The organism is Dickeya aquatica (genome assembly GCF_900095885.1).
Taxonomy (GTDB): domain Bacteria; phylum Pseudomonadota; class Gammaproteobacteria; order Enterobacterales; family Enterobacteriaceae; genus Dickeya; species Dickeya aquatica.
Map to the genome: position 1 here is coordinate 1,484,173 of NZ_LT615367.1, position 18,894 is coordinate 1,503,066.

Annotated in this window: 5 protein-coding genes, 1 tRNA gene and 3 pseudogenes (1 of these 9 only partly in view); 1 reads left to right on the forward strand and 8 read right to left on the reverse strand. The window is 56.5% G+C overall.

Annotation, left to right across the window (positions count from 1 at the left end; all coding sequences use genetic code 11):
• From DAQ1742_RS06655 to DAQ1742_RS20495, 6 genes and pseudogenes are all read right to left on the reverse strand, one after another.
• A protein-coding gene (locus DAQ1742_RS06655; protein ID WP_067487163.1) for a non-ribosomal peptide synthase/polyketide synthase crosses the window boundary here: on the reverse strand, window positions 1-13,134 show its start. The gene continues 17,463 nt to the left of window position 1, outside the view; only the first 13,134 of its 30,597 coding nucleotides appear in the window; its start codon is at window positions 13,132-13,134; the stop codon falls past the left edge of the window.
• A gap of 501 nt (window positions 13,135-13,635) precedes the next feature.
• A pseudogene (locus DAQ1742_RS06660) lies at window positions 13,636-13,854 on the reverse strand (transposase); the annotation flags it as partial.
• A gap of 168 nt (window positions 13,855-14,022) precedes the next feature.
• Window positions 14,023-14,292: a hypothetical protein gene (locus tag DAQ1742_RS06665; RefSeq protein WP_232046599.1), complete on the reverse strand. Its 270-nt coding sequence runs from the start codon at window positions 14,290-14,292 to the stop codon at window positions 14,023-14,025.
• 351 nt (window positions 14,293-14,643) lie between these two features.
• Window positions 14,644-14,958 carry a CcdB family protein gene (locus DAQ1742_RS06670; protein ID WP_035342967.1) on the reverse strand — a complete coding sequence of 105 codons (315 nt, stop codon included), beginning with the start codon at window positions 14,956-14,958 and terminating at the stop codon, window positions 14,644-14,646.
• Window positions 14,959-14,960: 2 nt separating this feature from the next.
• Complete coding sequence (locus DAQ1742_RS06675) at window positions 14,961-15,197, reverse strand: type II toxin-antitoxin system CcdA family antitoxin (RefSeq protein WP_035342965.1); 237 nt, start codon at window positions 15,195-15,197, stop codon at window positions 14,961-14,963.
• Between the two features lie 363 nt (window positions 15,198-15,560).
• Window positions 15,561-16,498, reverse strand: a pseudogene (locus DAQ1742_RS20495) (IS3 family transposase); the annotation flags it as partial.
• 62 nt (window positions 16,499-16,560) lie between these two features.
• Here DAQ1742_RS20495 and DAQ1742_RS06690 point away from each other — a divergent pair.
• Window positions 16,561-17,693, forward strand: a protein-coding gene (locus tag DAQ1742_RS06690; RefSeq protein ID WP_145916195.1) for an IS3 family transposase whose coding sequence is annotated in 2 segments (ribosomal slippage) — window positions 16,561-16,843 and window positions 16,843-17,693 — 1,134 coding nt in all. Because the reading frame shifts where the segments join, the coding sequence is not laid out codon by codon here.
• A gap of 17 nt (window positions 17,694-17,710) precedes the next feature.
• Here DAQ1742_RS06690 and DAQ1742_RS06695 read toward each other — a convergent pair.
• Together DAQ1742_RS06695 and DAQ1742_RS06700 are read right to left on the reverse strand one after the other, a co-directional pair.
• Window positions 17,711-18,592, reverse strand: a pseudogene (locus tag DAQ1742_RS06695) (tyrosine-type recombinase/integrase); the annotation flags it as partial.
• 179 nt (window positions 18,593-18,771) lie between these two features.
• Window positions 18,772-18,847, reverse strand: a tRNA-Asn gene (locus tag DAQ1742_RS06700).
• Window positions 18,848-18,894: the final 47 nt, after the last annotated feature.

The following is an 18,894-nucleotide window of genomic DNA, read 5'->3' on the forward strand; positions in this document are numbered from 1 at the left end:
CGCGCCCTGGATCACATAGGCGGCGCTGGCCGCCGGGTCGAGCTGGGTCAGGAGCCAGAGGCGCTGCTGGGCCAGTGACAGCGGCGGGGTGACGTCATCGGGCAGCGGTGTGATGGCCGACAGGGTCTGTGGGGCCGCCTCCTGCAGTACCGCGGCCAGTGCCTGCAGCGTCGGGTGGGCAAACAGCTGCGTCAGCGGCAGTTCACGGTTAAGTTCGGAGCGGATATGGGAGACCAGCCGCACCGCCAGCAGGGAATGACCGCCGAGTTCGAAGAAATGATCCTGACGCCCGACGCGTTCAATGCCCAGCAGGCTCTGCCATATCGTGGCCATCGCCTGTTCGGTCTCGCCCTGCGGGGCTTCGTAGCGGTGGCGGACAAAGGCACTGTCATCCGGGGCAGGCAGCGCCTTGCGGTCCACCTTGCCGTTTTGTGTCAGCGGGATCTGTTCCAGTTGCACATACGCCGAGGGCACCATATGCGCAGGCAGGCGCTGTGTCAGTTGCGATTTCAGTTCGTCCGTCGTGACTTCACTGTCATTGCTGGTGTAATAGGCCACCAGTCGGTGATCACCCGTTGCGCTGTGCTGTGCCACCACCACCGCTTCGCGCACACCGGCACAGTCCTGCAACACCGATTCAACCTCACCGGGCTCAATACGGAAGCCACGGATCTTGACCTGAAAATCATTACGACCCAGATACTCAATGCCACCGTCGGCCAGCCATCGACCCATATCACCGGTGCGATACATCCGCGCATTCGGTTCGGTTGAGAACGGATCTGTCAGGAAGCGTTCTGCGGTGAGGTCGGGGCGGTTCAGGTAACCACGTGCTACACCGACACCCCCGATATAGATTTCACCGGTCACCCCGACCGGCACCGGCTGGCGGTCAGCGTCCAGCAGGTAAACCCGGCGGTTGGCCATAGGGCGGCCGATATGCGGCCGGGCCATTTGCCCGGTAATACGCGTATGGGTACTGTCCACGGTACATTCGGTCGGGCCGTAGACGTTATGGAATGTGATGCCGTCCAGCGAGGCCAGCGCCTGCCACTGCGCGGCACCGATGGATTCACCGCCGAGCAGAACCGTGCGCAGTGAGGCCGGTAACGGCCCGGCGGCCATCAGCAGCGCCAGCTGTGACGGTGTGCAGTCAAAGACGTCCAGCGCCTGCTGAGTCATCCACTCGCGCAGCTGTTCACCATTCTGGCGTATCGCCTCGGGCAACATCACCAGCGTGCGGCCCGAAGCCAGTTGCACCAGTTGCTGCACGGAGGCATCAAAGGACGGTGAGGCATTGAGGCTGACGCGTTGCAGGTCGGCGTTGTTGTAAACTGCCTGCTCCAGTCCGGCCCAGAGGTTGACCACGCTGTCGTGCCCGACCAGCACGCCCTTGGGTTGCCCGGTAGAGCCGGAGGTATAGATGACATAAGCCAGATGATGCGACATCAGGCCGCGTGTTGCCGGGGGGATATTATCAGCAGAGCACGAGGCCCACGGTGGTGTCGGGTTATCCAGTTCAATCACCGGGCAGTCAGTGGAGAGTGTTGAGCGCAGCGCGGCGGTGGTGAGCAACGCTACCGGTGCACTGTCGGCCAGCATGTACTGCAGACGCGCTGTCGGGTAGGCCGGGTCGAGCGGGACATAGGCGCCACCGGCTTTTAGCGTCGCCAGCAGCGCCACCACCAGATCGACGCTGCGCTCCAGGGCAATCGCCACCCGGCTATCCGGCCTGACACCCTGTTTAATCAGCCATTGTGCCAGCTGGTTGGCTTGTTCATTCAGTTCGCCATAGCTCAGTGATTCGTTGTCGAAGACCACGGCGACGGCGTCCGGCTGGCGTGTGGCCTGCTGTTCGAACAATTCATGGATGCAGCTATCCGCCGGGAAGTCTGCCGCCGTGTCATTAAAGTCATGCAGCACCTGCTGGCGTTCGGCGTCCGGCAGCACCGTCAGGCGATGCACCGGTTGTGCCGGTGTATGCGCCAGCGCGTCAGCCAGTGCCGTCAGGGTGAGCAGCATCATTTCGCCGACACGCGCCGCACCAATACCCATGGCGACCTGAATATCCAGACTGAAGCCCGCCGCACCCTGATCGTTCACCGATACGTTGACCGGGTAGTTGGTGCGCTCCTGACTGAACAACACCTCGATGCCATCCAGTTCTGTTTGTACCGCCGTCTGCTCGCTGCCGCCGTTATAGCGGTAGTTGAGCAGGCTGGTGAACAGCGGGCTCTGAGCGTCAACGCCGCTGTATTGCTGGACGTCGGCCAGCGAGGCGTGCTCATGAGCCAGCAGCCCGGCCAGACTGTCGTGCGTCTGGCGCAGTGCCTGTTCAACACTGACCTGCCCCAGCGACAGGCGCAACGGCAGGGTGTTCAGGAACATGCCCAGTACCCGGTCAGCGCCTTCACCACCGGCCATACGACCAAACAGCACGGTGCCGAACACGACGTTGTCCTGCCCGGTAGTGGCCTGCACCACGCGACCCCAGGCGAGATGGAACAGGCTGGTGACGCTGATACCGCGCTGTTGTGACAGTGCCCGCAGCCGTTGCCCCAGGGTGTCTGACAGCGGCAGATGGTGTTCGTCGATGTGTTGGCCGCTGCCCTGAACATCGAGCAGCCCGAACGGGGCGCAGGGCGCGTCAATATCCCCGAGTTGTGCCCGGAAATAGTCCTGCTGTGCCTGCGCATCGGTCTGCTGACGGGCGAGAGCGACAAACTGCCGGAACGGCAGCGGGGCAGGCAGTTGGTCGGCACGGCCCTGCAGGTGCGCCTGCACCTCTTCGAGCAGCAGCTCCAGCGTGGTGTGGTCCATGCACAGATGGTGGTGCAGCAGGCACAGCAGCCAGCGGTTATTCGTCGGGTCGGCAGCCTGCCAGGCTTGAATCATCGGTGCCTGAGCAATGTTCATGGATAACCGGGTTGGATCGAATTTTTGGTGTAGCGCGCCGATGACCTCGTCGGAGGTGAGCACCAGGGTTTCCACCGGCATCAGCGCGTCGCGCCAGACCACCTGAACGGCTTCATCCAGCCCTTCCCAGACAATCGCCGTGCGCAGAATGTCGTGGCGCTGGATCACCGCCTGCAAGGCGTTGAGGAATTCGGTCAGTCGGTTTTCATCGCTGAAACTCAACATCAGCGGAGAAATATAGGCATCGCCGACAGGGGTCAGCAGATGGTGAAACAGAATACCGGTCTGGAGTGGTGCCAGCGGGTAGATGTCCTGCACATTGCGCACGCCCCCCGGCACGGTTGCCACCACAGCATCGATCTGCGCCTGCGTTAATGCCACCAGCGGCAGCATGGCCGGGGTGATCTGTTCACAATGCAGGGGGATCTGATTGGCGGGTACGGCGTCGGTCGTGGTGGTGGCGGTCAACGTAGTCGCCAGTGCGGCCAGTGTCGGCTGTCTGAACAGTTCACTGACGGAAAGTGTATACCCCGCCCGGCGCAGGCGTTCAATCAGTTTAATCGCCAGCAGGGAATGACCACCGAGCTCGAAGAAATGATCCTGACGCCCGATACGTTCAATCCCCAGCAGCTCTTGCCATATCGTGGCAATCGCCTGTTCGGTTGCGGTTTGCGGTGCCTCGAAGTCGGTGCGGGCAAAGGCGTTGTCATCCGGGGCGGGTAAGGCTTTGCGATCGACCTTGCCGTTGGGTGTCAGCGGCAGTGCGCTGAGCTGCACATAGGCCGACGGCACCATATAAGCAGGCAGGTGCGCCGTTACATGCGCACGCAGTGTTTCAGCAGTAGCGTTACCGACATACCAGGCGATCAGACGCTGTTCACCTTGAGCGCTGCGGCGGATCATGACCACGGTGTCGCTTACACCAGCGTCCGCCCGCAGGCAGGTTTCTATTTCACCGAGTTCGACCCGGAAACCGCGGATCTTGACCTGATCATCGTTACGACCCAGATAATCGATGCGACCATCGGCATACCAGCAGCCCAGATCGCCGGTGCGGTACATGCGTGCGTTCGGCTCGGTTGCGAACGGGTCGTCCAGGAAGCGTTCGGCACTCAATTCCGGCTTGTTCAGGTAGCCTCGCGCCACTTGCACGCCGCCGATATAGAGTTCCCCTTCGACACCGACCGGCACCGGTTGTCCGGCTGCGTCAAGAATGTAGATTGCCATATTGGCCAGCGGCCGACCGATGGAAATCGCCGCCGTATCCTGCGGTTGAAAGCGCAGGGCGGTCGTATTCACCGTTGCTTCAGTCGGGCCGTAGAAGTTGAGCAGCGCCGGGCCCTCAGGGTAATTCTCAAACCAGCTCTGTACCGCCGCTTCCGGTGCGGCTTCACCACCGGTGCAGACAATTCGCAGTGTTTCAGGTAGCGCCAATCCGGCGTGACACAGTTGTTTCCAGAACTGGGTGGGGATATCCGCGTAGGTAATGCGGTACGCGCGGCAGTACTGCCAGAAGGCCTCCATGCTGCTTATCCAGTCATCGGTGCGCAGCACCAGCGTGGCACCGCAGCATAGCGAACCGAAAATATCGGCCACGGAATAGTCAAAACCGATATTGGCAAACTGAACCACGCGGTCGTGCCGGGTCAGCGCGCAGTACTGCGCCTGAGACATCGCCAGATGCGCGACATGACGATGCTCGATCATCACACCTTTCGGTTTTCCGGTCGAGCCGGAGGTATAAATTACATAGGCCAGATGCGCCGGTGTCAGGCCCAGTCGCGCCGGGGGGATATTATCGGTCGGGTAGACAGTCTGACGCGGCGACGCCTGCTCCAGTTCAATCACGGCGTGTGGTGTCGCTGTGTCGGCAGACAGGCAGGTCAGCTGCGCGCGCAGGGTGGATGTGGTGATCAGCGCCACCGGTTCACTGTCGGCCAGCATGTAGCCTAAACGCTCTGGCGGGTAGGTGATATCCAGCGGCACGTAGGCTCCGCCCGCTTTTAACGTTGCCAGCAGGGCTACGATCAGCTCAGGGCTGCGCTCCAGGGCAATCGCCACCCGATTATCCGGCCGGACACCCCGTTCAACCAACCGATGCGCCAGTTGATTCGCTCGACGGTTCAGTTCGCCGTAACTCAATGACTGTTCGTTGAAAACCACCGCCGTGGCATCCGGTTGCTGTTCGACCTGCTGCTCAAACAGCTCATGCACACACAGACCTGACGGGAATGCGGTATGGGTTGCATTGAAATCGTACAGCACCCGCTGTCGTTCCGCTTCCGGCAGCACCGGCAGCGTGTTGACTGTCTGCGTCGGGGTTTGTTCCAGCGCGTCGATCAGCGCGTTCAACGTCGTCAGTAACATCTGACCCACCCGTTCGGCACCGATGCGCGGGTCGACCTGAACATCAAGGCTGAAGTGTTTGCCGCCGTGGTCATTGACCGAAAGATCGACCGGGTAATTGGAGCGTTCCTGACTGAACAGAATGTGCATACCGTTGATGCCAGACCGCTGCGTGGCATCCAGTTGCTGACTGCCGCCGTCGTAGCGGTAATTGAGCAGGCTGGTGAACAGCGGACTTTGGGCATCCACGCCACTGCATTGCTGGACCTCAGCGAGCGAGGCGTGTTCAAAACGCAGTAGCCCGGCCAGGCTGTCATGCGTCTGGCGCAGCGCCTGTTCAACACTGACCTGCGCCAGTGACAGGCGCAACGGCAGGGTGTTCAGGAACATGCCCAGCACCCGGTCCGCGCCTTCGCCACCGGCCATACGGCCAAACAGCACCGTGCCGAACACGACGTTATCCTGCCCGGTGGTGGCTTGCACCACACGGCCCCAGGCGAGATGGAACAGGCTGGCGACGCTGACACCGTGCCGTTGTGACAGTGTGCGCAGCCGTTGTCCTAATCTGTCTGACAATGGCAGGTGATGTTCGTCGATGTGCTGACCGCTGCCCTGGCTATCCCGCAGCCCGAACGGGGCGCAGGGTTCGTCAATATCCCCGAGCTGTGTGCGGAAATACTCCTGCTGTGCCGATTGTTGTGCCGGTATAGCCGTCTGCTGACGGGCGAGGGCGACAAACTGCCGGAATGGCAGCGGGGCCGGTAACTGGTCGGCCTTGTCTTCAAGGTGTGCCTGCACTTCTTCGAGCAGCAGCTCCAGTGTGGTGTGGTCCATGCACAGATGGTGGTGCAGCAGGCACAGCAGCCAGCGGTTATTCGCCGGGTCGGCGACCTGGTAACTCTGGATCATCGGTGCCTGCGCGACATTCATCTGCAATTGCGCCGGGGTAAAGCGCTGTTGCAGGGCGTCGGCGACATCGTCGGCGGTGATTTCCAGCGTATCTACCGGCATCAGTGCCTCGCGCCAGACCACCTGCACGGCCTCGTCCAGCCCTTCCCAGACGACCGCTGTGCGCAGAATGTCGTGACGCTGAATGACGGCCTGCAAGGCGGCAATGAAATGATCCAGTCCGTCCTTTTCGGCAAAGCTGAGGATGGAGCGCGTGATATAGGCATCCCCCACCGGTTGCAGCAGATGGTGGAACAGAATGCCGGTCTGGAGTGGTGCCAGCGGGTAGATATCCTGCACATTACGGACACCGCCCGGTACGGTCGCCACCACGGCATCGATCTGCGCCTGCGTTAATGCCACCAGCGGCAGCATGGCCGGGGTGATCTGTTCAGCATGCGGGGGGATCTGATTGGCCGGTACGCTGTCGGCCGTGGTGCTGGCTGTCAGTGTGGCGGCCAGTGCGGCCAGCGTCGGTTGTCTGAACAGCTCGCTGACGGAGAGGGTATACCCCGCCCGACGCAGGCGTTCGATCAGTTTAATCGCCAGCAGGGAGTGGCCGCCGAGCTCGAAGAAGTGATCCTGACGACCGACGCGTTCAATCCCCAGCAGCTCTTGCCATATCGTGGCAATCGCCTGTTCGGTTGCGGTTTGCGGTGCCTCGTAGTGAGTACGGACAAAGGCGCTGTCATCCGGCGCGGGCAGCGCCTTGCGGTCCACCTTGCCATGCCGGGTCAGCGGTATCTGAGCCAGCGGCACATAGGCCGACGGCACCATAAAATCAGGCAGACGGCGCGCGAGCTGCTGTTTCAGGGCCTCAATGGAAACGGATGCCTCTGAAACGGATGTATCCGAGAGCGTGTAATAGGCCACCAGACGGTGATCGCCGGTATCGGTGCGTTGGGCGACGACCACCGCGTCACTGACCCCGTCGCATGACTGCAACGCCGATTCAACTTCGCCAGGCTCAATACGAAAGCCGCGAATCTTGACCTGAAAGTCGTTACGGCCGAGGTAGTCAAGGGTGCCGTCAGCATTCCAGCGCGCGAGGTCTCCGGCGCGGTACATCCGTGCACCCGGCTCGTGAGCAAACGGGTCATCCAGAAAACGCTCTGCTGTCAGGTCGGGGCGGTTCAGGTAGCCGCGTGCCACCCCCATCCCGCCGATATAGATTTCACCCACCACCCCAACCGGCACCGGCTGACGGTGTTCATCCAGAATATACATCCGGGTATTGGCGATCGGACGGCCGATCGGCACCGCACCGGTGCTGCGCAAATCAGTCAGTGTATGCATACAACATCCGACCACAGTCTCGGTCGGGCCGTATTCGTTCACGATGCGCACATCGGGCCGATGCTGCCGCCAGAAACTCACATGGCGCTCCAGCACGGCTTCCCCGCCGAGAATAAATTGCTGCAAACCGGGCAGCGTGGCGATGTCGACACCGTTTGGATCACTGATCAGCAGACGGCTTAATGCATCCAGATAGGAGGGTGTCAGCTTGATAAAGCTGAACGGCTCGCCGGACACCAGCGCATGGTACAGCGACGCGATTTCATCCTGACTGTCGACGATATACAGCGTCTTACCGACCAGAATCGGTACAAATACACTGGTAATGGTGGCATCAAAACCGATGGATGAGTTCATCGGGACGCGATCACCGGCGGTGTCCGGGTAGGTTTGCAGGCTCCAGAACAGGTAGTTCATCAGGCTGCGATGTTCGATCATGACACCCTTGGGTCGCCCGGTGGAGCCGGAGGTGTAGATGATGTAGGCCAGATGACGCGGTGTCAGGCCGAGGGTCGCCGGTGCGATATTGTCAGTCGGGCAGGTTGCCCACGGCCGGGCGTTACTTTCCAATTCGATCTCATTGCCCAGTTCGACAACCGCCAGCTCAGCGGAGGTCTGCGTGATGAGTGCAGTGCGTACCGTGCGGGTGGTAATCAGCGCCACCGGTGCACTGTCGGCCAGCATGTCGCTTAATCGTTGTGAGGTATAACCCGGGTCAATCGGCACATAGGCCCCACCGGCTTTCAGGGTCGCCAGCAGAGCTACGATAAGCTCAGGGCGGCGCTCCAGTGCAATCGCCACACGATTATCCGGTCTGACACCCAATTCAATCAGCCAGTGCGCCAGTTGGTTGGCCTGTTCATTCAGCTCGCGATAGCTCAGTGACTGCCCTTCGAAGACCACGGCGATGGCATCCGGCGAGCGCGCGGCCTGCTGCTCAAACCGTTCATGGATGCACTGATCCGCCGGGAAGTCCGCCGCAGTGTTATTAAAACTGTACAGCACCTGCTGGCGTTCTGCGTCCGGCAGGATATTCAGCGCCGGTACGGGCTGCTCTGGTGTCTGTTCTAATGCATTAGCCAGCTCCGCCAATGCTGCCAGCATCATCTGACCGGTGCGTTCTGCGCCAATGCGTTGGTCGACCTGAACATCCAGACTGAAGCCCACACCGCGGTGGTCATTGACCGAGATATTAACCGGGTAGTGGGTACGCTCCTGACTGAACAGGATGTGCATCCCCGTGATGCCGGCCCGCTCCGTCGTGTCCAGTTGCTGACTGCCGCCGTCGTAACGGTAGTTGAGCAGGCTGGTGAACAGCGGGCTTTGGGCATCAACGCCACTGTATTGTTGAATTTCAGCCAGCGAGGCGTGCTCGACGTTTAGCAGGTCGGCCAGGCTGTCTTGCGTCTGACGCAGCGCCTGTTCGACACTGACCTGTCCCAGCGACAGGCGCAATGGCAGGGTATTCAGGAACATGCCCAGCACCCGATCAGCGCCTTCACCACCGGCCATACGACCGAACAGCACCGTGCCGAACACGACGTTATCCTGCCCGGTGGTGGCCTGCACCACGCGACCCCACGCCAGATGGAACAGACTGGCTACGGTGACGCCACGTTGCTGAGACTGCATCCGCAGCCGTTGCGCCAGTTCGCTTTCAAGCGGTAAATGACATTCTTCAATGCGCCCGACATCCTGACCGTTACCCTGGCTATCGAACAGCCCGAACGGCGCACAGGGCACGTCAATATCCCCGAGTTGTGTGCGGAAATAGTCCTGCTGTGCTTGCGCATCGGTCTGCTGACGGGCGAGGGCGACAAACTGCCGGAACGGCAGCGGGGTGGGTAACTGGTCGGCCTTGCCTTCAAGGTGCGCCTGCACTTCTTCCAGCAGCAGCTCCAGCGTGGTGTGGTCCATGCACAGGTGGTGGTGCAACAGGCACAGCAGCCAGCGGTTATTGGCCGGGTCGGCGACCTGATACCCCTCGATCATCGGTGCCTGAGCAAGGTTCATGGATAGACGCGTCGGATCGAATTTCTGGTGCAACGCCGCGATGACATCGTCGGACTGGATAACTAGCGTTTCCACTGGCATCAGCGCTTCACGCCAGACCACCTGAACGGCCTCGTCCAGCCCTTCCCAGACGACCGCCGTGCGCAGAATGTCGTGGCGCTGGATCACTGCCTGTAATGCCGAGACAAAGTTATCCAGACCGTCCTGTTCCTCAAAGCTCAGGATGGAACGGGTGATATAGGCATCCCCCACCGGTTGCAGCAGATGGTGGAACAGAATACCGGTCTGTAACGGTGCCAGTGGGTAGATATCCTGCACATTACGGGCACCACCCGGCACCGTTGCCACTACGGTATCGATCTGCGCCTGCGTCAAGGCCACCAGCGGCAGCATGGCCGGGGTGATCTGTTCAGCATGCGGGGTGATCTGACTGGCCGGTACGGCGTCGGTCGTGATGGTTTGGGTTAGCGTAGCGGCGAGAGCGGCCAGTGTTGGCTGTTTGAACAACTGACTGACAGAGAGCGTATAACCTGCCCGGCGCAAATGTTCGAGCAAGGTAATCGCCAGCAGGGAATGGCCGCCCAGTGCGAAGAAATGATCCTGACGACCGACGTGGTCGATGCCGAGTAAATTCTGCCAGAGGGTAGCCAAAAGCTGCTCGCGCTCACCCTGTGGCGCTTCGTATTCGGTGCGCACCACATCGTGCTCGGTGGGCTCCGGCAGGGCCTTGCGATCGACCTTACCATTCGGCGTCAGCGGCAGAGTATCGAGGTGAATATACGCGCCCGGTAACATGTGAACCGGTAACTGCGCAGCAAGATGTGCATGCAGCCCGGCGACCCCGGCATGACCGGTAAACCAGGCAATCAGCCGTGGCTGATTGTGTTGATCCGCTCGGGCCATGACGATGACGTCAGTAACACCGGCACAGTGGCGTGCACAGGACTCAATTTCACCCAGTTCGATGCGAAAACCACGGATCTTGACCTGAAAGTCGTTACGGCCAAGATAGTCAATGGTGCCATCGGCGTGCCAGCGCCCCAGATCACCTGTCTTATACAGGCGTGCACCGGGTGTAGAGGAAAACGGGTCGTGAATGAAACGTTCGGCACTCAGTTCTGGCCGGTTCAGGTAGCCGCGCGCCACCTGTACCCCGCCAATATGGAGCTCACCCACCACCCCGACAGGAACCGGGCGTCCTTGCGGGTCGAGAATATACATACGGACATTGGCTTTGGGCCGACCAATGGAAACCAGCACGCTGTCGGTGTCATAGACGCAGGCCCAGCCGGTGACGTCCACGGCGGCTTCCGTCGGCCCATAGAGGTTGTGCAGTTCAGTGTGGGGCAAATACTTACCCGTTTGCCGGATGGTAGCGGCAGGCAGGGCTTCCCCGCTACAGAATATCGTTCGCAGACTGGGGCACTGGCCGGGTTTCAGCACGCTGAGAAAGTGGCTCAACATCGGCGGGACAAAGTGAGCGATGGTCACCCGTGCCCGTTCAATCAGTGTACTCAGATAATACGGGTCTTTATGACCCTCCGGTTTAGCCAGCAGCAGGGTTGCGCCGACCCATAGCGGACAGAAAAACTCCCATACCGAGACATCAAAACTGAAGGGGGTTTTTTGCAGAATGATGTCTTGCGCGTCGAAGGCGTAGTCTTCAATCATCCAGGCCAGACGGTTGACCACGCCCCGGTGCTCATTCATCACCCCTTTGGGCTGACCGGTCGAGCCGGAGGTGTAGATAACATACGCCAGATGATGAGGCTCCAGACCGATATCGCCTGGGTTGATATTGTCTGTCGGGCATTGCCGCCACGGTGTGGTTTCGCCATCCAGTTCAATCAGGTGAGTCGCACTGGACTGTGCAGACAGGAGGCTGACCCGGGCGCGGACAGACTGACTGGTGATCAGTACCGCAGGCTGGCTGTCATCGATCATGTAGGACAGCCGATCCTCTGGATAATCCGGGTCCAGCGGCACGTAAGCACCCCCGGCTTTCAAGGTTGCCAGCAGGGCGATAACCAGCTCATGACTGCGATCCAGCGCGACACCGACCCGACTGTCCGGCCCCACACCTTGTTGGCGCAGCCACCAGGCCAACTGGTTGGCCCGGCGGTTCAGTTCACCGTAGCTGAGCGTCTTACCGTTAAGTGACAACGCTGTCGCGTCTGGCTGTTGACGTGCCTGTGCTTCAAACGGCAGGTGGATATAGTCGCTGACAGGGCCGGTGAGCTGAGCGGCATTCCACTGCTCCAGAATTCGGGCTCGCTCACCGGGGACAAACAGCTCCCGCTCGCCGACAGGCTGCTCCTGATGCTGGTCGGCCTCAGCGATAAAACAGAGCAGACGCTGGAGATGGCTGTCCAGATCAGTGGTGCTGTACAAGGCCGCGTTGGCGTCCAGGTAAAATTCAAGACCATGATCACCGAGGTCGGAGACGGTGACGGAAAGGTCATCCACCGGGCCGAAGGCCAGATTATGCTCGGCGGTACTCAGGCCATCGAACGTCACCTCGCCTGACAGCGGCAGGAAGTTGAACGCGGTGGCATAAAATGTCCGGTTCTCTGTCGCCAGACCGAGGTCGGTTCTTAACTGCTCGCCCCGGTAGCGTTGGTGGCGTAGCGCACTGCTTAAGCGGCCTTTCACCTGTTGCAGGCACTCGCTCAGGGTCAGGTCGGCTGACAGGGTTAAGCGCATCGGGACGATGTTGGACGACATGCCCGCCAGGCTTCGGTGCTGACGGGTCATCCTCGCCGTGACCGGCAGCCCCATGACCAGGTCGTTCTGGCCGGTCATCCGGTACAGATAAATGGCGGTCAGGGCGGTCAATAACTGCGCAAGGCTGGCATCGTGCTGGCGGGCAAGGTCACGAACGCGCTGGCTTTCCTGACGGTTCATCGCCCGCGCTCGTCTGACAATATCAGAACAACGTGCCTGCTGGTTGGCGAGACTGACGGGGGCCGGTGCGTCTTGCATCAACGTCAGCCAGTATTGGCGGTCACGCTCAACATGGCTGGATGTGTGGTAATCCTGCTCCAGCGTCATCAGGTCCTGAATGCTGCCAAAGGAGTGCTCTGACACCGGCTGTCCCTGCATCAGTGCCGAGTAGATATCGGCAATACGGCGTGTCATCAGAGTTCCACTGTAACCATCGATCACCACATGGTGAGCGCACTGGTAAAAGAAAAACCGGTCAGGCGAGATGCGCAGCAGGGCAAATGAAAAAAGTGGCCCTTGTTCAATATCAAAAGGCTGGTTCAGGTTTTCCCGCATCCATTGGAGGGCACATTGCTCAGGGTACTGTTCGGTACTGAAATCCAGTGTTGGAAACGCCCAGTGTGGTGTTTTCAACACCCTCTGTACCGGTGTGGGGCCAGAGGCATCAATGGCTGACCGGAACGCTTCGTTCTCTTCAATGGCCTGAGCAATAGCCACCTTCAATATATTGGCATCTACCTGACCACCAATATCGGTATATTTGGAAACCTTGAATATATTAGCTTGCGCATCCTGATTCGCTTCCTGTGCTAACCATATGCCTTGCTGAGCGGTTGATAATGGAAACGAGGAGGAGTTATTTAATGAACGGCGCTCTTTGTTGTTACTCATATGAATTAGTCCCTATTTAATCTGACACATCCTTTTGAAAAATTCAGAGTTACCTGTTTTGATAAAGGTGCAGAAACGTAAATCAAAACAAAAAGCGGTAACGCTCGTGTTGCATACTAACAATCCCATTATTAAATACAACGTAGGTTTATTAAATATGACGGAATGATTAGGCGGATGTTAGAGAGCTCTCATAGAAAAAAAGGGTAATACACATGATTTCAACGCAATACGCTCTGTGATTATGGCGGGGCTGGTGGTGATATGACCTTGAAATTTCAATTCGATATTTGATATGGCATCACGTTTGCGAGGAGTGTACTTTTATGACCAAATGAATAATTTTGAGCCTGTCCGTAATTCTGCGTAAATTTACTTGGTGTTTTGTGAGCCTGTCCATAATTCTGTGTAATTGATACCGTATTAAAGGTGATCGCTCAGGCGGTCACCGAACTCGATAATAAAAGAGCCTGTCCATAATTCTGTGTAACTGCCACCGTATTAAAGGTGATCGCTCAGGCGGTCACCGAACTCGATAATAAAACGGCTCATCGCCAGCCGCCAGTTCTGGATCGGCATACTCCATTTTTTCGAGGCCGATTGGATTGCCAGATAAATCACTTTCCGCACTGAGTCATCCGTTGAGAAAACTTTGCGTTTCTTTATCGCCTGACGGATCACGCTGTTGAGCGACTCGATGGCATTGGTGGTGTAGATTGACCTGCTCCCTATGACTCAATACACCTGATGTAAGTATGCATTCCGAACTTACGCTGTTCGCTCAAAGCTGCCTGTCAATTCTTTATTGCTTAAAAAATAGGCTTAACGTGGAATGATTTCCGTTTTCCAAGCGAACCCCAAAAAGAGGGGCAAAGCCCCTCCTGATGTTTACAAAAATGAGTGAATTGTGGACAACTGAAATAATTGCTCTTCAGAGACAATTTCAACTAAGACGTCTTCTGGTAGGTAATCACGAGAATCTGGTTCTACTTTCCAGGCCTCGTCTCTGATGTCCCATTGAAATTCTGACTCATCCCAGTCAGCCAACACGCGGTGGTCCCAGTCAACAATGGCATAGTAGTAACCCACACCATAATTACCAACCCAGAATCGGGTTATCCAGAGACGACGATGCCCTAAAGCACGTAAAAAAATCACAGCACTTGCTGCGGTTTCAAAACTTATTTTTTATTTTTCATATAGTTATATCCTTATATTGTTTACATATTCATATCAGACATCCTGTCGTGATGTGAGCCACTTTAAGAAGGTAAGGACAGGGAAGCGAAAGCGCCTAGTCCGAACCGACTCTAAGGTGACCACTTATAGCATGGCATAAAAAAGTATTTATTTTCAGTTATTTAGGATGTTTTTATTCTAATATCTGGGTATTCAATATGCTGATAGTTCAAATGGGAGATGTTTCTCTTCCGAACGATAGACGAACTTGAACAGGCTCCCATCAACCACGATTAAAGGCATGCCTGTTTAACAGAATAGAAAGAAACGTCAGAACCCGTCGATGAGGAAGTCTATTGCAGCCTTTACTTGAGTACGGTACTGCGACGCATCACAAAACACCGCCCCCAGCGCCTGCACAGGAATACTTGCCAGTTCGTGCGTCATTACGGCGTATTCTTTACCGTCCGTCAGCCTGACGACGGGGACAAGGCGATCCGGTCGGCGGCCTGCTGGGTACTTTTCAACAGGGAGCAACGGGATCACTATCCGGCGATTCAACTGTCCAATAATATCGCTCGTGACATCAAGCAACAGCGGGTAAACGGCGCTTTTCCCGGTATTACCGTATACGGTGAATTGCATGGTTAAAACGTCCTGTATTCATCACTGAAACAGCCGTGTTCATCATGAAAACGATTTAATGCGTCGATGGCCTCCCTGTTCTCTTCCTGCCATTTTTTCGCTTCATGACGGCGAAGCTCTGCATCCAGAGCGGCTGTCAGGGTAGCACTCAGGTTAATGCCCGCTTCACGCGCCCGGAGCAGTAAGGCACGCTCGACCGTCATGGTCACGCTCTGCGTGTTACGTTGTTTCGCGGTCATGATTGCTCTCCTGCATGAGATACGTGTGCATTACACGGCACAATACACTTATCATAACACCAAAAATAGGCCCAGCTACCGTTGCCGTCCTGCAAACGTCACCGTCAGCCTTCATATCTGAGCCGTCGTTTACAGCAATCACCGGTGTACAAATGCCGTTTGCAGGATGCCCGGAAAATTCTCAGGGAAATTGAAAATGCCCTCACCCAGCCGGCCCTGATATCAAGTTAACGCCGCCTTCCTTTGCGGCGTCTTGTGCTTCAACTCACACGGTAATCGTCAAGATAGTTGGTACTCCCGGTTGATTCAGGCTGCCTGTTTTTTCCGTTCCAGATTCAGCATGACTGCGCCTGTTGGCCGCTAGTTCCTCGTCCTGCCAGACCAGCGTTCTGGCCGTTGCGCTTTTGCCTTTTGGTACACCTCATCCCGATTTTTCAGCAACACACCGTCTTCTCTACGATGTCGCTGACCCGGCGTCACATACCTGATACCGCTATGTCTATGCGTTTCGTTATACCACTGGGCAAAACCCTCTACCCATTCACGCGCCTCATCCAATGTTCCGAACCCCGATGACGGCCACTGCGGGACATATTTCAGCGTTCTGAACAGCGATTCCACATAAGCGTTGTCGTTACTGACTCTCGGACGGCTGTGAGAGGGCGTTATGGCCAGCTCGTGTAGCTTCATTTGCAACGTCTGTGATTTCATCGCCGCACCGTTGTCCGCATGCAGTACCGGTGGGTTTTGCCAGCATCCTTCCCGAAGCACCGTGCGTTGTATCAGGGCTGCCGCCTGCTCACCACTTTCAGTTTCATGCACTTCATATCCCACGATTTTTCGGCTGTAGAGGTCTTCCACCAGATACAGGTAAAACCAGCGCCCCTTTACGGTTGACGGAACCCATGTAATGTCCCATGTCCACACCTCATTCGGCCCGCCTGCCTGCCAGCTCGTTGCCGGGGTGACTTTCTGCGCTGCCCGTTGCCGTCCCCGGCGATGCACCTCTCCATGGCGACGCAGTACCCGGTAAAAGGTTGACTCGCTTGCCAGATAAATCCCCTTATCGCCGCCGCCTCCGCCAGCGCCTTTTCCTTACGAACCAGTTCGCGTTTTAGTTGCTTAACTTCTTTCTGGCTTTGTTTGAGCGCCGCTTTGTCATTGGGCGAAGACACCTGCAAAAAGCCTTGTTTCCACTGACTAACTTGTTCAGGATAAAGCCCTTTTTTACGGCAGTATTGCGCGAGTTCAGTTTCACTGAATGTGGCGGTTTCGATAATCACAGCCAGCCGGGCTTCGGCTGACTGTAAGTATCCCTGTAAAAAGAACCATTCATTTTTAGAGATCTTCCGACATACTGATTATGTCCCTTGAGGAGATCGCCACGCGTAAAGCCCGATTCACCGAACACCAGATCATTGCCGTTCTGAAGTCCGTTGAAGCCGGACGTACCGTTAAGGATGTCTGCCGCGAAGCGGCAATATCCGAAGCCTCGTACTACAACTGGAAAGCGAAATTTGGCGGTATGGAAGCCTCTGATATCAAAAAGATGAAAGATCTTGAGGATGAAAATCGCCGACTGAAACAGATGTTTGCCGATCTCAGTCTGGAGTGCCGGGCACTCAAAGACGTCATTGAAAAAAAACTTTAAAACCCGCGATAAAGCGTGAGCTCGTCAGTTATTTGACCGTGAAGTTTACGATGAGCATACGCCAGGCATGCAGGATATTATCGCTGAGCAGGACGGTGTATTTTTATCAGCCTGACACACAACGTGATGAACCGGTGATTCAGGCACTGACTGACATGGCGGAGCGCTATCCGCGATATGGATTTAAAAAGCTTTTTCAGGTACTTCGCAGGCAGGGCAATATCTGGAACCATAAAAGAGTTCACCGGATTTACTGTCTGCTGAAACTGAATTTTCGCCGTAAGGGAAAACAGCGTTTGCCTGTGCGCAATCCAGCTCCGCTGGCGACGCCGGAGGCACTTAATCAGAGCGGGTCGATAGATTTTATGCATGATGCACTGGTCTGTGGCAGACGCTTTCGGACTTTCAATGTGGTGGATGACTTTAACCGCGAGGCTCTCGCAGTAGAAATCGATTTGAATATCCCGGCACAGCGGGTGGTCAGAGTACTGGACAGGCTCGTGGCAAACCGTGGTTATCCGTTGAAACTAAGAATGGACAATGGCCCGGAGCTAATCTCGCTGACGTTGGCTCAGTGGGCTGAAGAGCATGGCGTCATGCTGGAATTTATTAAGCCGGGTAAACCGACACAGAATGCGTTTATTGAACGATTTAACCGAGCATATCGCACGGAAGTATTGGATTTTTACCTGTTCAGAACATTGAATGAAGCACGGGAAATCACGGCGCGCTGGCTGAATGAATGTAACAGCGAACGCCCACATGAATCCCTGAATAACCTGACGCCGGAAGAATACCGGCTGATGGCTGAAAATCAGGAAGCCTCAAAAAGTACGTGGAACTAAAATGGGTACACTTACACCTGACGGCACAAGGGAACATAATGCTTTCTGCGCATTTTAGCCCCACGGCCTGAATGTTTGATCCCTTCAATGGCTTCACGCTGTTCAGGGATAACCCATAAGGCACTGTTAAAATCGATCTCTGACCATCGGGCAAAGCGGAGTTCACTGGAGCGCACAAAAATCAGCAGAGTGAGTTTCATCGCCAGCAGGGTCAGCCTGCTACGCCCCTGATAGCCTTCAATGCGTTCCAGTAGGGCGGGTATCTCTTCCAGCTCGATAGCAGGGCGGTGCTCTGTCTGTGGTTTCTGAACCGCACCTTCCAAATCATAGGCAGGGTTAAAGCGGATCATCTTTTGCTGGACGGCATAACGCATAATGGCAGTAGCGTACTGTTTCACCCGCATAGCGATTTCCAGATAACCCAGCTTCTCTATCTTTTTGATGGGAACCAGCAGATCGCCTGTATCCAGTTCAGCAATGTCCTTGTTACCGATGTCAGGAAACAGATAGGTTTCAATACGGGTCCAGACAGAACGCTGATAATCTTCTGACCATGTGGTTTTGGTGGAAAACCAGCTTTTGGCTACCGTTTTGAACGCGCGAGTGTTGTTACGCTTTTCCTGAACGATTTTGTTGTCAGCTTGTTTTTTAGCGCTCGGGTCAATACCAGCCGCTAACAGCTTTTTTGCGTCGTCGCGTCGTTGTCTGGCATCTGCCAGTGAAACAGCCGGGTAGACGCCAATGGAAAACACCTTCTGTTTCCCTTCGAAGCGATAACCCAACTGCCAGTATTTTGAACCGCTGGGATGTACCAGCAGGTAGAGGCCGAACCCGTCAGTGAGCTTCACCACCTTTTCGGATGGTTTGGCATTTTTTACTTTAGTATCAGTAAGTGGCATGACGGTTCCCTCCGATTGCTGGTAAAAACGAAATCGAACCCGCTTTACCAGCATTTTTACCAGCAAAGGGGTGTAGCTTCGAGTGTTTTTTAATAGACGTGTGTAGACATGGAGAAGGGGATAACCAATTGATAAAAAGCAAAAAACCAGACGTCAGTAGACATCTGGTTTCTTTAAATTGGCTCCTCTGACTGGACTCGAACCAGTGACATACGGATTAACAGTCCGCCGTTCTACCGACTGAACTACAGAGGAATCGCTTGAACGGGGCGAATAATAGCGGGGGAGGATGGGCATGTCAA

Coding starts and splice junctions, on each gene's coding strand:
- DAQ1742_RS06670 (WP_035342967.1), bottom strand. CDS start 14,958: ATGCAATTCACCGTATACGGTAATACCGGGAAAAGCGCCGTTTACCCG.
- DAQ1742_RS06675 (WP_035342965.1), bottom strand. CDS start 15,197: ATGACCGCGAAACAACGTAACACGCAGAGCGTGACCATGACGGTCGAG.